The sequence below is a fragment of the Chlorobaculum parvum NCIB 8327 genome, from assembly GCF_000020505.1.
GTDB classification, from domain to species: Bacteria; Bacteroidota; Chlorobiia; order Chlorobiales; family Chlorobiaceae; genus Chlorobaculum; species Chlorobaculum parvum_A.
The window spans coordinates 230001-245205 of sequence record NC_011027.1 but is presented as its reverse complement, the minus strand read 5'-3'; the positions used below and the strand labels follow the sequence as shown (position 1 = coordinate 245205).

Genomic DNA, 15205 nt, shown 5'->3' with positions numbered 1-15205 from the left:
CCTGGACAGAACCGGATCGGCTTTTTTTATTGCTTTTCAGATATGTCCGTCAACGATCTTAAGGCGTCGAACCATCGCCTCCAGCCGCCTGACCGGCTGAATGCCCTTCCACAAGCGGCTCGCTGAAGGTCTCTCCGTAAATATCCCACACCGTCACGAAGAGGGCCGCCACGACCGGCCCGATGATGAAGCCGGGCAGGCCGAACATGCCGATACCGCCGAGTGTGCCGAAAAAGATGAACAGCTCGTGCATGCTGGTATCGCGGCCAACCAGAATCGGACGCATCACATTGTCGATCTGCCCGACCACAATGCTGCAGAACAGGAGCAAGCCGATCGCCTCCACGTAGTTGCCCGAAAACGCCTGGATGATCACCGCCGGCACCCAGATCAGCGGCGAACCGATGAGCGGCAGAATCGAGAGCATCGCCATGATAGCGCCCCAGAACACAGCATTTTCGATACCTGCAACATGGAACGCCAAGCCGGCAAGACTGCCCTGCACCACGGCAATGATCAGCGAACCTTTCAGCGAAGCCCTAGTCACCGAAACGAAACGGTCGAGCAAACGCTTCTGATCATTCTCGGCCAGAGGGAGATAGTTCTGGATTTTTGCCATGAGCGTGTGACCGTCTCTGAGCAGAAAGAACATCGTGTACCAGAAGATGATGAAGAGCGCTATATCATAAAGTGCCGACCAGGTAAACGCTGAAAAGCTGCTGATAACCGTCGTACCGAGATTACCGAGAACTTCAGCGATTCGCCCGAGAATCAGGTCGCTATATTTTTCAATGTCATGGTAAAAGGGCAGGCCCGAAATAAGACTCGGCAAAGCTTCGGGATCCTGAAGCTGATCGCGCACCAGCGGGATGACCGTCTTGCTCAAAGAAATCGCCTGTCCCACCACGATGGAAAAAACAGCTACCAGCGGCATAAACACGATCAGGAAAAAAATGGTGAGCGTCAGGATGGCGCTAAGACTTCGGCGTTCGCCCGACAGCGAAAGGAAGCGGCTGAACAGAGGATAAGCCAGGCCGGCGAAGATACCTGCCAGTAGAATGGTCACCAGAAAGTGACGGATCATGGCAAGAAAAAGCGCAGAAATCAACAATGCCGCCACAAGGACGACGATTTTGTTGAATTGCGGTGTATTCACCCGTGACATAGCGTTGCAACTGGTTCAGAAGTCATCTCCGGTCATCTGGAATCGTCTTCAATGTACACAGCCGCCGCCATTGTGCAAAAAGAGAGGAACGCCTCAGAGCTGCCGGGCGCCGGGCAGGCCAAGAAGTGCAGCCCGAACCAGCGCCACCGCGAACACCCCGGCGGTTTCGGCCCTGAGCACCGAGGCGCCGAAGGAGACTGGCCTGACGCCGGACTGCGCGGCAGCGGCAATTTCCGCTTCGCTGAAGCCTCCTTCCGGACCGATGAAAAACAGCACGCACTGCCCGGCCGGTTCGAAAGGCCCGAATGCCTCTTCCGACTCGTGGGCGATCAGCCGGAGGTCGTAGCCTTCAAGCTGAAGCGCCTCCTGAAACGAGCACGGCGTGCTCAGCTCGGGCAGGTAATACCGGCGGCTCTGACGGGCGGCCGAATGCACGATGTTGCGCCACCGCTCGGCTTTACGGTCAATTTTTTTGAGATCGGGGGTTGAAACCGTTCGCTGTGTGATGATGGGAATGATGCGGTCGATGCCCAGCTCGGTCGCTTTTTCAAGAAAGAAATCGAAGCGCTGGGGGGCTTTCAGAAGCGACATGGCCACCGACACGCGCGTCTCCGGCGGCGGCACGCGGCGCGGGTTACGGATCGAGCCTTGCAGCTCGCTCTTGCCGATTGACTCGACCACCAGCTCTGCTGAAAGCCCCGCGCCGTCGGTCACAGGCACCGTGTCGCCTTCGCGGCAGCGCAGCACGCGCGCGAGGTGGTGAAACTCCTCTCCACCGATCGAGGCACGCCCGCGGTCGAGATCGAGCTGATGCGGAAGTACGTAAAACAGATCCATGAAGCGCTACTCTTTTTCTTCTGTAACGGCCACGACCGCAAACGCCACTTCGTCCACACCAGCCTCCTTGAGCGCCGAGGCTGCGGCCACCATAGTAGCTCCGGTCGTCAGCACATCGTCGACCAGCACGACCCTGCCGCTGATCCGGTGGGAATTGCGAGTAACCGGTCGGAACACACCTGCCATGTTTTTTCTGCGTTCGGTAATGCCCAGGCCGGTCTGCGATCCGGTGTAAGCGCTCCGCTCGATGGAATCTTCCACGACCGGCAGATCGAGCACCTCGGCCATGCCGGAGGCAATCGCTTCGGACTGGTTATAGCTTCGTTCGATCCGCTTGAGTGGATGCAGCGGCACCGGCACGATCGCCTCCACCTCACCCGCCCCTCCGGCGGATTGGACAAGCTCGCCGAGCCACCTGCCGAACAGACGCCCGAGTGGAAACAAGCCCTCGTACTTCATGGCGTGCAGCGCATCGTGCAGGGCGCCGTTGCTCCTGTAAGGATAGAGGCTCCAGGCGGCGGATGGAATGGCGCCGAGGCCGAAATGGGAATTGACGCTCCTGATCACGGCCTGCCCGCCTGCCAGAGGATTGGGAAAAGGGGCGAAATCAGTGAGGCATGCTGAACAAAGCTGCTGCTCCGGCGCGGTGAGCGTTTTACGACACACCACGCAAACCTGTGGAAAGAGCAGATGCGTGAGCCCCTCAAGCGGACGCGCAAGTGTTCCAAGCGATTGCGCGAGTGAACCAAGCGGACGCGAGAGAGCACCAAACGAATGCGCTAGCCTCTCAATCATCGCTCCTGAGCGGCTTGCCGGAAGCGAAGCAGAGCGCGGCAGCGCCATACATCCCGGCTTTGTTGCCAAGCCTGGCCGGAACGATCTCCAGTCCGTCGTGCATCGATGGCAAAGTGGAGCGGTGCAGCTGCATCAGGGCTGGCTCGAAAATCAGCTCCCCAGCCGCCGAAATGCCGCCACCAATCACGAACTTCCGGATGTCCATCAGCGCCGTGACATTGGCCAGACCGACGCCGAGAATGGTACCGATCCGCTGCCAGACACGCAGCGCAAACTGGTCACCCTCTTTGGCCGCCTCTTCGAGATGCCGTGGAGACAGGCCGGCGACATCACGGTCACACAGCTCCAGAAGACGCGGAGAAAGACCGGACGACGCGCCCTCCCGGCATGCCAGCTCGACGATCCGCTCCTTGCCGATCAGGCTTTCGATCGTGCCCCTCACGCCCGCATGGACGCTCGACCCCTCGAAATCGATCGTCATGAATCCGATCTCCCCCGCCGTGCCAGTCGGGCCGCGATAGAGCTTCCGGTCGAGAATGATGCCACCGCCCACGCCGGTGCCGAGCGTCACCAGCATGAAGTCGCGGAACGCGCTGCCGCCGCCGTAGACCGCCTCGCCATACGCGGCAGCATTGGCGTCGTTTTCCACGAGGATAGGCGCGCTGATGCCATGTGCCTGTTCGAGACGGAGCTGAAGCTGGTCGCGCAAGGGATAGCATCCCCAGCCGGGAAGATTGGGAGGATAGGAGAGCGTGCCCTTCACGGCATCGACCGCACCCGGCGCTCCAACGCCGATGCCCGCGAAGTCGCCGGTATCGAGCGATTCGGCAGCCTGCTGGTAGAGATCGCTGGCAAGAAGCGCCAGCTGACGGATCACGCCATCGGGACCCGCGGCGCTATCGGTCGGCTGGGCATCCTCGAAAAGTATGCCCCCGGCCTCGTCGATGACGGCCGTCTTGATGTTCGTCCCGCCAAGATCGATGCCGATAGCCCATGAAGGCATACTCGTAAACGGTTATGAATTGAAGGGCTTGAGGAACTTCCTGCCATGCGCGCCCGACGCGAAGAAGCCGAGAATTTCCTTCACTTCGGGCGTCTGCTCGAAATCGCGCCGCACGGCTTCGAGCGCGTTGCTGAGCAACAGACCGGACTGGAAGATCACGCGATAGACATCCCGGATGGTGCTGATCTGCTCGGAGGTGAAGCCGCGCCGCTTCAGGCCAATTACGTTGAGCCCCTCGTAGCGGAACGAGTTGTGACCGCCGGCCATCACGAACGGCGGCACATCGAGCGCACCACGGGAGATGCCACCGACCATCGCGTAACGACCAATTCTGACGAACTGGTGGATGCCGGCCAGACCGCCGACCACCACGTAATCGCCCACCTCGCAGTGGCCGCCGAACTGCACCGAGTTGGCAATCACTACATGGTTGCCGATCACGCAGTCGTGACCCGCATGGACGTAAGCCATGAGCAGGTTGTCCGAGCCCACCACGGTCTTGCCGCTGGCCTTCGTGCCGCGGTTCAGGGTCACGCACTCGCGGATGACCGTGCGGTCGCCGACGTACAGCTCTGTTTTCTCGCCTGCATATTTCAGATCCTGAGGCGCGGTGGAAAGCACCGCTCCGGAATGGATGCGACACTCGCTGCCAATGCGCGCGCCGTCGGCGATATAGACGTGGGGCGCGATGACCGTACGGTCGCCGATGACCACGTCGTCGTCGATGACGGTGTAGGGGCCGATCTGTACATCCTCGCCAATCGTGGCTCCGGAACCGATGACCGCTGTCGGGTGAATACTACTCATGAAAAGTCCAGCTATTGCTTTAGGGAATCCAGCCGCTCCCGCAGTGCAGGAAGGGCCTGCTTCAGATGATTCAGGACGGCATCCGCCTTGCCGCTCTCTCCCGCTTTCCGATATACCTGTGAGAGCAGAAGGTACAGCTCCGGCTCCTCCCGGACATCACTCCGGGAAGCCAAAACTTCAAGGTAATTAATATAAGGATATGCTTTCTGCTTTGCACCTTCGGAAATGCGAAGCGATGCAACCGTAGCGGCAAAGCTCGGCGAAACCGGATAACGTTCCAGCGGGAACAGCTTTTCGTACCGGTCGAGCACCTCGTACGCGAGTGCCCTGCGCTGCCGGGTTTGCAGGACACCGGACTTATCAGGCACACGCACCGAATCGCCAGGCGCAGCGCTCAAGTCGAGGGCAAGCCGCCCGAACAGCGGCGGGTAGTTGCCCAAGAGGTTCCGCGACGTCTCGTCGATGTTCACGGAAAGATTCCCGATGTTGCGGTACCGGTAGGTATTGAACAGGTTGCCATACAGCGTACCAGGATCGGAAAAATCTTGCGCCGAGTCGCTCCTGAGCGGCACGACCCGGTAAACCAGACCGTCGAGACGGAGGTTCCGCTCCAGACCGATCATCTCGGTCGGATCGACCGTCAGGGCAAAATAGATCGGGCGCTTGCCATAATTGTCGCTTACGATCATATAGACGGCAATATCCTGCGGGCGCAGATAGGTTGTGCCCTGATAGCTGAGTCCCGGCCTGATCCTCCAGCGCAACGAATCGGAAGGCGTTGCAGGCAGGCTCACTCCGGAGCGGCGGGCATCACTGAACAACTTGCGCTGTTCGGAACCGGCGGGAACGGCCACATCGACCGAATCGACCGGTACGTAGGTAATCGCTTTCAGATCGGCGTCACTAATCTTCAGCTCCACCGGCTTGGCGCCTCTCGGGCTGTCGTGTTTCAGCTGCAACAGATACCAGCCGGTGTTAGCCAGACTCAGGTTTACCACGCGCACATCGGTTCTGACGCCCTCGACCTCCTGCATGTACCAGAGCGGAAAGGTATCGTTGTCGCCGTTGGTGAAAAGAATCGCATCCTTCTCGCAGCTCTGGAGGATGTTCCAGGCCCAGTCCCAGGCGACGTAATTGCCTGAGCGGTCGTGCGTACGGTAGTTGGCCATCACCATCCGGCCATCGATCAGATACAGCGCGGCGAACACCAGCAGGGCAGCACTCAACGTCCGGTTGCGCACCTCGGCGCTCTTCAACGCTTTTGAAGCGGACGCCCAGAGGCTTTCGATGCCGATGCCGATCCAGAGCGCGAAGGCGAAAAAACTGCCGACGTAACTGTAGTCACGCTCGCGCGGCTGCGGCTCCGGCTGGTTGAGGTAGACCACGAGGATCAGGCCGGTCATGGCAAACAGCACGCCGACGACAAGCGCCATCTTCCAGTTCCGCCTGAAATGCGACACCGCGCCATACAGACCGGCCAGCAGCGGCACGCCCCACAACTGCCCCCAGTCGATCACCGCCCCCTCGATGGGAGCCGAGCGTCCGATGAACTGCCAGCCGAAGTAGCGCAGGTACATGAGGTCGAGCTGGTAGCGGAAAAAATAGTCCCAGTCGCCCGAGTAGAAGCGGTAGAAATACTGATGCACCGGCTCGGGTGACCAGCGCCTCGGCCACAGGGGCCAGCTTCCATACTGTTCACGGTTGACGTAAGAGAAAAAGGCCTGGAGCGTCGAGGGATCGTTCTCGTTGATCGGCGGTCCGGCGTGCGCGCGCACGAAAATCAGCAGGTAGGAGGTGTAGCCGAGAATGAGGAGCAAAACTGACATCAGCACAAGGTTCGGCAGCACCAGCCGCTTCTGCTGGCTGAACCAGACGCCGTACACCAGCAACGTGATCAGCAAACCCAGACCCCACCACGAGGTGTGCACCAGCAGCACCGGCAGCTCCTTGATGATGCCGCGATAGATGAGGAAAAAGAGACCGAGGCTGAAAAGCCCCATCAGGCTGAACGACTTCAGCGTGACGGGATATTTTTTGAAATAGTAGAGCAGCACGAGCGAAAACAGCGCGAGCAGACAGAGCAGGTGCACGCCGATGGAGAGGCCGATCATGTACATCACCGCCAGCAACCACCGCTCGCTGCCGGGCGCGGGATCTTCGTCGTACCAACAGAGCATCATCCAGAAAATAGTTGCCGTCAGGAATGACGACGCGGCCCACAGACTCGTCTCGACCGCGTTGAACCAGAAGCTGTCCGAAAAAGCCAGCGCCAGCGCGCCGACCGCCGCTCCGCCGTATGCCGCGATTTTATCCGGAAGGTCCCACTCGGCGGGCTTTGAGTTCCGGGCGATGGTGATAAGCCTGACGATGATCAGGTAGGTCAGCATGATGGTGGCCGAACTGAGCAGCGTGCTGAAAAAGTTGATGCGCGCACCGATGTCGCCGAACGTCGGCAGCAGCGAAAAGAGGTGACCGAACAGCAGATAGAGCGGCGCACCGGGCGGGTGCGGAACGCCGAGCGTGCGGGAGGTCGCGATCACCTCGCCGCAGTCCCAGAAGGAAAGGGTCGGCGCCATCGTCGCGAGATAAACCGCTTCGGCAACGACAAAGATGAGGACGGCGATGAGCCTGTTCAGCTTGTTATGAGACATGTTTGGTGCTTGAAAACGCTTTGCTTCGGTTTCGGATGCCGGATGATGCCGTCACTCCGACAGCAGCTCACCGGCCACGAGATCGGCAAACAGGAACCCATCATCGGTCAGAGTAACCTGTCCGCCCTCGACCGCGATCCACCCTTCGGCCTGCAACCGGGCAAGGCGGTCATCCAGACGCTGAAGCCCTAATGTATGACCTTTTCGCAAAAACTCCACGGTCAGCCCCTTGCGGATTCTCAGGGAAAGAAACACCTCCTCGTCAAACCGCTGCCCGGCGGTAAGCACCTCCCTGAAGTCGGTGGCGTTGGCCGGATCGGTGAGATAGCGATGCAGATTCGATGCGTTGGAAAAGCGCACCTCGCCCTCCGCCGTTTGGAGAAAGCTGTGCGCCGAGGGCCCAAAACCGAGGTACGGCTCGCGCTTCCAGCTTGAAAGGTTGTAACGCGAATGGTGCCCTTCGAGCGCGTAGTTGGAAACTTCGTAGTGCCGGTACCCCGCGCCGCACAGCATCATCATGGCCTGCCGGTACATCGAAGCCTGTTGCCCCTCGCCGGGCAGCTCCCGGAGTCCCTTGCTGACATCACGCCAAAGCCGGGTCTTCTCTTCGAGAGTGAGCATGTAAACCGAAACGTGCTGCGGACGAAACCGGAGCGCCGCACGGAGATCGCCCTCCCACTCCCTGGCGCTCTCCCCCTCCGCCCCGCAGATCAGGTCGATGCTCACCGACGGGAAGCGCTCCAACGCCTCCGACACCGTGCGCTCGGCATCCGCTGCCGTGTGCGCCCTGCCGAGCGCACGGAGCTTGCGATCAGTAAACGACTGCACGCCGATACTCAGGCGGTTGACGCCCGCCGCTCGCAGCGCATCGAGCGTCGCCGTGTCAAGGTCTTCGGGATTGGCTTCAAGCGTGATCTCGGTATCAGCCGACAGGCCGGCCAGCCCGGCAACCTGCTCCAGCCATCCGGAAATGAACGAAACCGGCACCAGCGACGGCGTACCGCCACCAAAGTGGATCGCGTCGATCGTCCGCCCCTCAAGCAACGAAGCCTTTGATGCGGTCTCGACGGCAAGCGCCTCGAAAAAGCGCTCGACAAAACCGGGGCGGGTAATCAGAAAAAAATCGCAGTAAGGGCAACGCTCACGGCAGAAGGGGATGTGAACGTAGAGGCTGAACATGGGGGAAACTTTGATTCGCCTGCGCAATCAGCGAGACGGCTCGCCGAGAATATACCCGGTTACGGCCTGGTAGAGGTCATCGGCTACGTGGTCGGGAAACATCTGGCGCTCCTCGCAGAGGTGCTCTTCGTTGTGGCCGGTTCTGAGCAAAATGGTTTTCAGGCCTGCGCGCTGGCCGCACTCCACATCGATCAGCTTGTCACCGATGAAAAATGAGGACTCCCGATCAACCTCGAGCCCCTCCTCGCGGAAATCGGCCACGGCCTGCTCAACCATACGGGGCGAAGGTTTGCGGAAGTCGGCGAAACGATCGTACTCGGGATGGGGATGGTTGGGATGGGCCGGGCAGTAATAGCAGCGGTCATACGAAGTTTCACGCTCCGCCAGCAGTTCGCTGAGGTAGTCGTGAACATCTTCAACGTCCTGTGGGGTAACGATGCCGCGAGCGATGCCCGCCTGATTGGTGACGATCACAATCCGGAACCCGGCCTGCCGCGCAAGGGCAATCGCCTCGTCGGCACGGTCGATCAGCACAAACTCCTCGCGGTTGGAAACGTAGCTGCCGATATCGCGATTGATGGTTCCGTCCCTGTCCAGAAACAGGACTTTGACTGACTGCATCGCCTGCTCCTCAGCCGAGAATTTCGCGGTAGAGCTCGGCGTACTGCTCCGCCGAAGCGCTCCATGAAAAGTCGCGCTCCATGCCTTCGCGCATCAGCTCCGCCCAGCGCTCCTTGTCGTCAAACATCGAAAGCGCCTCACCGAGTTTTGCCGTCAGCGCCTCGGCCGTGTAGTCGGTAAACACGAAACCGGTGCCCTTGTCGCCGGAGACCTCCTCGATGGTCTCCACGATGCCGCCGCCAGCATAGGCAATCGGCACGGTACCGTAATTCATGGCGAACATCTGCTTCATACCGCACGACTCTATACGCGACGGCATAATCAGCATATCGAGTCCGGCAATCATCTGGTGGTAAAACGCATCGGTAAAGTCCGTATTCACGGCCAGCTTCTCCGGATGCTCTTCGACAAGATCGCGCAACTCCTGCTCGAATTCCTTGTTGCCCGAACCGGAAACGATCAGCTGAAGATCAAGCTCAAGCAGCTTCGACAGACTCTCTTTCAGAAGCCCCATGCCCTGAACGTCATCGAAGGTCGTAATCACGCCGACCACAGGGGTCTCTTCGGAAAAAGGCAGTCCGACCTCTTCGAGCAGCACCTTCTTGTCCTCGAGCTTCAGTTCCGGCTGAGCGGCGCTGTAACGCTTTTTGATGAGCTTGTCACTGGAGGGGTTCCACTGGCGGGTATCCATACCGTTGAGAATGCCGTGGAAACGATCCTTGCAAGCCTTCAAGGCCTTGTCCATGCCGAAAGAGCTCTCCGGATCACTGGCGATCTGCTTGGCATAGGAAGGTGAAGTCGTGGTGACCAGATCGGCGTACTTGATACCTGTGGCGAGCAGATTGATGTCGTCGCCCTCTCTTTCAAGCCCGTCGAACACCTCGGGGTCGAGATGCTTCTGAAACATCTTCGGCTGGAAAACGCCTTGGCGATAGACGTTGTGCACGGACTGAACGATCTTCACTTTTTTGAAGAAGTCGTGCTTTGCGTAGCGGGTGCGGGCAAGCAGCGGCACCAGGCCTGCATGCCAGTCGTTACAGTGGATGATGTCCGGCTGCCAGCCAAGGCGAACGAGCGTTTCCATCACACCAACGCTGAAAAAGATCAGCTTCTCGGCACTGCCTTTGTGGTCACCGCCAAGCTGGAGATCGGAAAAAAGTCCGCTCCGCTTGAAATGCTTCTCGTTGTAAAGAAAGTAGGTCTGTATCTTGCTTGACGGAAGGGCGGTAACCTTCACATGCAGCATCTCGGTCTTCTCCTTGAGAGGCACCTCGATATCGGAAAGCCGGAGCACATCATGCAGACGGAATTTCCGGTCATTGATAATGCCGTACTTCGGCATCATAATGCGAGCCTCAAACCCTTCCTCTTCAAGAGCCTGTGGAAATGACGCCATAAAATCAGCCAACGAGCTGACTCTTACAAAAGGAGAGACTTCGCCAGAGACATAAAGAACTTTGTAATTTCGTCTGGCCATCTATCTCAAACTCTATCTAAAAATTTTTCCTAAACGCTTTCATAGAATATCTTCAGTTTTTAATTTAAGAATTTTCATGCTGAGAAACAATTTAGCAGCTTTCAACTCTGAAGGGAGCCTCCGTGAAAGAATTTCCCGGCCTGAAAGTCCTCTTTGTCCTTTTGTTCCCTCTGCTCTTCGGTGCCTGCGCCGTTGACAGACCCCCAACAGGAGGCCCACCGGACAACACCTCGCTCAGCGTCACCGCATCGATCCCCGAGACCGGCACGGTCAATACGTCGCCACAAACGATCCAGCTCGATTTCAGCCATTACGTAAGTCGGGAAGCATTGGCCAAATCGATCTACTTTTCTCCGTCAGTCGACGATTTCGAGGTCAGCGTGCACGGCCGCGAGGCGCGCATCCGAATTTACAGCCCGCTCAAGCAGAACCGCACCTACACGCTCACCCTGCGCAACGACCTGAAAAGCATCTACGGCGATCATCGGCTCGACAAGAGCTGGGCACTCTCTTTTTCGACCGGCCCGGTTATCGACAACGGTTCGATTGAGGGGCAAGTGTGGACTCCACGCATGTCACCAGCGGCCAATGTGACGGTCATGGCTTTTTCGCCTGCAAACGGCACCAGCCTGCCCGGTAAACAATCGCCGGAATATCTCACCCAGACCGGCCCATCAGGAGCGTTTCGCTTCGAACACCTCGCGCCCGCCAATTACCGCATCGTTGCCATCACCGACAGCAATGGCAATCTGCGCTACGATCCGGAAAGCGAGTCCTTCGCGGTTGCCGCAGCAAGGGCTGTTGCGCCGGATGCGCCAGCAACCATTCGGCCTATCAACCTTCGCCTTTCCGACGGCAGTCAGGTCGGCCCGACATTGCGTTCGTGCCAAACCATCAACAATCGGGAAATCGAAGTCACCTTCAATCGGCCGGTGCCGTCGGAAAGCATTGATTCGTGGTTCAGCATTGAAAACACCACCAGCGGCAAACCGCTCCCCATCCTCGGCTACTTCTCGTTATCGAGAAGCAGTGATGCCTCAAACTGGCGGTTGCTGACCGGCAAGATGAACAAAGAGAGCTGGTACCGCCTGCGCTTTTCAGATGGACAAGCGTCGTCAACGCTGACCTTTTACGGCAATGACCAGCAGGAGCGCTACCCCGCCCTGTCGCTTGCCATCATCCCGGCTGACGGAGCGGAGAGTGTCATTACAGAAACCATCCGCCCCGGATCGGCTCCCGCAGCAGAACTGCGCTTCAACCTGCCGGTTGTTGAATCATCACTGACGCCCGGCGTGGTCAATCTCGGACTGGTCGAACCGACCGGGACTCGCTCCGTGGCCTGCACCATCACACGAATCGACAGCCGCACGTATGCTGTCCGGCCATCCGGCGGCTTCCTGCGCGGACGAAGCTATACACTACGGGTCGATGTGGGAAAGATTAATGGCATCATCGGAGGTATGGCGACCGGCGCACAAGCTGTCACATCAAACTTCGACATCGCCGGAGAAGAGTCGTACGGTGAGATAAACGGCACGGGCAAAGCAATGGCACCACTGATCGTGATCGAGGCGCAAATGCAGGACTCGAAGTTCATGAAGCGCCTTGAAGTCAAGCCGTCAACGACAACCGGCGAGTTCAGCTTCGGCTTTAAAGGACTTCCCCCCGGCCGCTACGTCCTGAGTGCGTTCAGCCCGTCAGCTTCCTCCACCAGTTGGAGTGCAGGATCGGTCGAGCCGTTCGCACCTGCCGATGCATTCACCGCCAGAACCGTCGAGGTCAGGGCTGGCTGGAGCACTGATGATGTCAGGCTCGACCTCCCGTTATCCGGCAGGAACAACGCCGACCTGGCAAACAAACATGAAAACAACTAACGCATAAAGAATCATCCGCATGAGCACCCCATCCAGAATAGGACCGAACTCCATCATACAAACCGTCGGTGCGCTAGAAACCGCCTATGGAAAAGACGAAACAGAAAACCTGCTGAAGAAAATGGGGCAGGGTTACCTGATCGGCAACCTGCCTTCGGAAATGGTCGAGGAGTCGAAATTCCATTCGCTGGTCACTGCCCTGCAGAAAGAGATCGGTGAAGAGGCTACGGCAGGCATCCTGCAAGAGTCGGGCGAACGTACGGCAAAGTACCTGCTCAGGGTTCGCATTCCCGGACCGTTCCAGACCATCGTCAAACTGCTGCCTGCCGGTCTGGCGTTTAAGGTGTTCCTGTTCGCCATCAGCAAAAATGCGTGGACGTTTGCCGGAAGCGGCGAATTCAGCTACGGCTCGAAACCTTCGCCGAACGTCATGGTCAAGGTCACCTTCCCATCGCACCCGGTTGTGGGCAACTTCTATCTCGGCACCTTCAACGCTCTGCTCAAGGAGCTGGTCAATCCGCAAACGACCATCAAAGCCGACATCCGCAAAGAGAGCGGCGCCATTGTCTGCAACTACCGCTGCAATATCTGAGCGCCCCAAAACAGAACCGGCCGGGGGTGCACCCTCCGGCCGGCAACTGTCTCAATATTCTGCAACTCCTCTCAGCTCCCGTACATGCGCCGAAGCTCCGGCTCGAAGAAGAAATTCTCATCGCCGAACGCAGGCGTCAGGTCGTCGATCCATGAAGCCGAATCATCGTAGGACGCGAGGAAGGTCTTGTTCGTCCACTCCGGGTTGCGTCCCTGCGTGAACTTCAGCACAAAGAGCTTCTCGTCGTTGATCTCGGTCACATCCTCGACAATCACCTTGCCTGGCGAGCAGGACATCGACGGCCCGCGAACCGTGCGGCCAAGCCCGGACATCTGGCGATAGGCGCCGTTATAGATATCGAGCGCTTCGGCCAGCGGCACCTCGAAATAGTGTTTCGGGCCGGTGTCGCGTTCGAGGAACATGTAGTAGGGAATGACGCCGAGCTGCACCTGCTTCTGCCACATCTCCTCCCAGACTTCAGAATCGTCGTTGACGTGACGCACCACCGGCGACTGGCTGCGGATCACCGCTCCGGTCGAGCGAATGCGCCTGACCGCATCGACCGCTTCGGGATTGTCGATCTCGCGAGGATGGCTCATATGGGCCATAATGGCCAGGTGCTTGCCCGACGTGACCACCTCTTCAAAAAACCTGATCAGCTGGTCAGCATCGCTGTCAGTTGTGAAACGACCAGGCCACCAGCTCAGCGACTTGGTACCGATCCGGATGGTTCTCAGGGTCGGAACGTCGAGCAGCGGACGCATGTATTTCTCGATCAGTTCGGTGCTCATCACCATCGGGTCGCCACCCGTAAAAATCACATCCTTCACCTCCGGATGAGACCTGAGATAGTCGATCAGCTTATCGACACTCTCGTTGGCGAATTTGAGGCTCTCCAGACCTGAAAACTGCGGCCATCGAAAGCAGTAGGTGCAGTAGGCGTGGCAGACCTGCGCTTCGAGCGGGAAAAACAGCACGCTCTCACGGTATTTGTGCTGCATGCCGTGCAGTGGCTCACCATCGAGCCGGGGGGTGTTCAACTCCATCTGTCCGGCCGGGTTCGGATTCTGCCGGAGCTGAATCTTTCTGGCCTCCTGCCTGATGAGCTGCGAGTCGGCATCGGAAAGCACAAGATCAGAGATCGTGCGAAAATCCTCTCCCGAAAGCATCCCTGCCTGGGGAAAGCTCAAGCGGAACATGGGATCGTCGGGAATATTCGACCAGTCGATCAGATTTTCGGCTACATGGCTGTTCACCCTGAACGGATAGACCTCGGCAACAACCTTGATGGCATGAAGCTGCTCGGGAGGAATCGTGTCGTATTGCGGTAGCTGCTGAATATTTTCCGCCGTATATGATTGGAAGGTAAGCATGGCGTACTCCTTGCACCTTTGCAGCGGGAATCTGGCCGAATGCGCCAGCATGTCGACACGAAAAATGGGCAGCTCTAAAGTATGGCGATAAATCCAGAAACGTTGAGTTCTGGCAAGAAAGGTACCGTCTGCAAGGCTTATGCGAAACGGCTGATAATCGGGGACAGCGGAGCGCAGACTCCGGTGCGTGCCACAGAAAAATAAGAGATGCCCGTCTGTGATGCCCGCCCGTGAATAAAAAATCTCGTCTTGTTATTTAGCAATACATTCCGATAAAACCAAATCAAGCGCGACCCGCGAGCAAAATGCAGCTCAACTGGAAGCGCTCTTCGGAGCGCGAGGCTCCCAAAGCGGAATGTCTGTGCTCCTGATGTGAAGATCGGTTTGCGGAAAAGGAATTTCGATCCCGCTCTTGCGAAACGCAGCAAAGATCCGGTAGTTCAGCTCACTGCGCAGAAACCTCGGTGTCTGGATGCGCGTCTGGGTCCACACCAGCAGCTCAAAATCGAGTGAACTGTTGCCAAAACCGGTAAAAAGCACGGCAGGCGCTGGTTTGGCGAGAATATCGGGATGATTGTCTGCGACGCTGAGCAGCACCGTTTTTACCTGTTCGGGATTGGAGCCATAGGAGACCCCGACCGGAACCGACACGCGAAGATTGCGGTCGTTGTGGCTCCAGTTGATTACCTGCTTTGAGACAAACTCCGAATTGGGAATGATGATGTTGATATTGTCGTTGGTCAGCACGGTTGTGGAACGAATGGCGATCCGAACCACGTCGCCATTGATGTCGCCGACCTGAATCCGGTCACCAACCTTGACCGGGCGTTC

General features: G+C 58.3%; 13 protein-coding genes (1 of these 13 running past the window's edge). 2 read left to right on the top strand and 11 right to left on the bottom strand.

The features are described 5' to 3' along the window. Positions 1 to 58: 58 nt before the first annotated feature. The 9 genes from CPAR_RS01235 to CPAR_RS01195 form a co-directional block, all read right to left on the bottom strand. The gene (locus CPAR_RS01235; RefSeq protein ID WP_012501496.1) at positions 59 to 1165 is read right to left on the bottom strand and encodes an AI-2E family transporter; all 1107 of its coding nucleotides are present in this window, start codon (positions 1163 to 1165) and stop codon (positions 59 to 61) included. A gap of 93 nt (positions 1166 to 1258) precedes the next feature. Next, positions 1259 to 2002: a 16S rRNA (uracil(1498)-N(3))-methyltransferase gene (locus CPAR_RS01230; protein WP_012501495.1), complete on the bottom strand. Its 744-nt coding sequence runs from the start codon at positions 2000 to 2002 to the stop codon at positions 1259 to 1261. Between the two features lie 6 nt (positions 2003 to 2008). Next, the gene (locus CPAR_RS01225) at positions 2009 to 2797 is read right to left on the bottom strand and encodes a ComF family protein (RefSeq protein WP_012501494.1); all 789 of its coding nucleotides are present in this window, start codon (positions 2795 to 2797) and stop codon (positions 2009 to 2011) included. Then, positions 2790 to 3800 (bottom strand): ROK family protein, encoded by a 1011-nt coding sequence (locus CPAR_RS01220; protein ID WP_012501493.1) that lies wholly within the window; start codon positions 3798 to 3800, stop codon positions 2790 to 2792. The genes CPAR_RS01225 and CPAR_RS01220 overlap by 8 nt, the downstream gene beginning before the upstream one ends. Before the next feature lie 12 nt (positions 3801 to 3812). Continuing rightward, positions 3813 to 4607: an acyl-ACP--UDP-N-acetylglucosamine O-acyltransferase gene (gene lpxA / locus CPAR_RS01215; RefSeq protein WP_012501492.1), complete on the bottom strand. Its 795-nt coding sequence runs from the start codon at positions 4605 to 4607 to the stop codon at positions 3813 to 3815. An 11-nt stretch (positions 4608 to 4618) separates the two neighbouring features. After that, a complete protein-coding gene (locus tag CPAR_RS01210) occupies positions 4619 to 7258 on the bottom strand; it encodes a glycosyltransferase family 117 protein (RefSeq protein WP_012501491.1) in 2640 nt (879 codons plus the stop codon). Positions 7259 to 7309: 51 nt separating this feature from the next. Continuing rightward, positions 7310 to 8437, bottom strand: coding sequence for a radical SAM family heme chaperone HemW (hemW, locus tag CPAR_RS01205; protein WP_012501490.1), 1128 nt, complete (start codon positions 8435 to 8437; stop codon positions 7310 to 7312). A 27-nt stretch (positions 8438 to 8464) separates the two neighbouring features. Further along, positions 8465 to 9058, bottom strand: coding sequence for a D-glycero-alpha-D-manno-heptose-1,7-bisphosphate 7-phosphatase (locus CPAR_RS01200; protein WP_012501489.1), 594 nt, complete (start codon positions 9056 to 9058; stop codon positions 8465 to 8467). Between the two features lie 10 nt (positions 9059 to 9068). Beyond that, the gene (locus tag CPAR_RS01195; RefSeq protein ID WP_012501488.1) at positions 9069 to 10535 is read right to left on the bottom strand and encodes a starch synthase; all 1467 of its coding nucleotides are present in this window, start codon (positions 10533 to 10535) and stop codon (positions 9069 to 9071) included. Between the two features lie 122 nt (positions 10536 to 10657). On the opposite strand from CPAR_RS01195, the gene CPAR_RS01190 reads away from it, so the two are divergent. Together CPAR_RS01190 and bchJ are read left to right on the top strand one after the other, a co-directional pair. Beyond that, a complete protein-coding gene (locus CPAR_RS01190; protein WP_012501487.1) occupies positions 10658 to 12409 on the top strand; it encodes an Ig-like domain-containing protein in 1752 nt (583 codons plus the stop codon). 19 nt (positions 12410 to 12428) lie between these two features. Then, a complete protein-coding gene (gene bchJ, locus CPAR_RS01185) occupies positions 12429 to 13001 on the top strand; it encodes a bacteriochlorophyll 4-vinyl reductase (protein ID WP_012501486.1) in 573 nt (190 codons plus the stop codon). A gap of 71 nt (positions 13002 to 13072) precedes the next feature. Here bchJ and CPAR_RS01180 read toward each other — a convergent pair whose 3' ends face one another. Together CPAR_RS01180 and CPAR_RS01175 are read right to left on the bottom strand one after the other, a co-directional pair. Next, positions 13073 to 14374, bottom strand: coding sequence for a KamA family radical SAM protein (locus CPAR_RS01180; protein WP_012501485.1), 1302 nt, complete (start codon positions 14372 to 14374; stop codon positions 13073 to 13075). A gap of 312 nt (positions 14375 to 14686) precedes the next feature. Further along, a protein-coding gene (locus tag CPAR_RS01175) for a mechanosensitive ion channel family protein (RefSeq protein ID WP_012501484.1) crosses the window boundary here: on the bottom strand, positions 14687 to 15205 show its 3' portion. 387 nt of this gene lie beyond the right edge of the window; 519 of the gene's 906 nt are visible here — the last part of the coding sequence; its start codon lies off the right edge, out of view; the stop codon is at positions 14687 to 14689.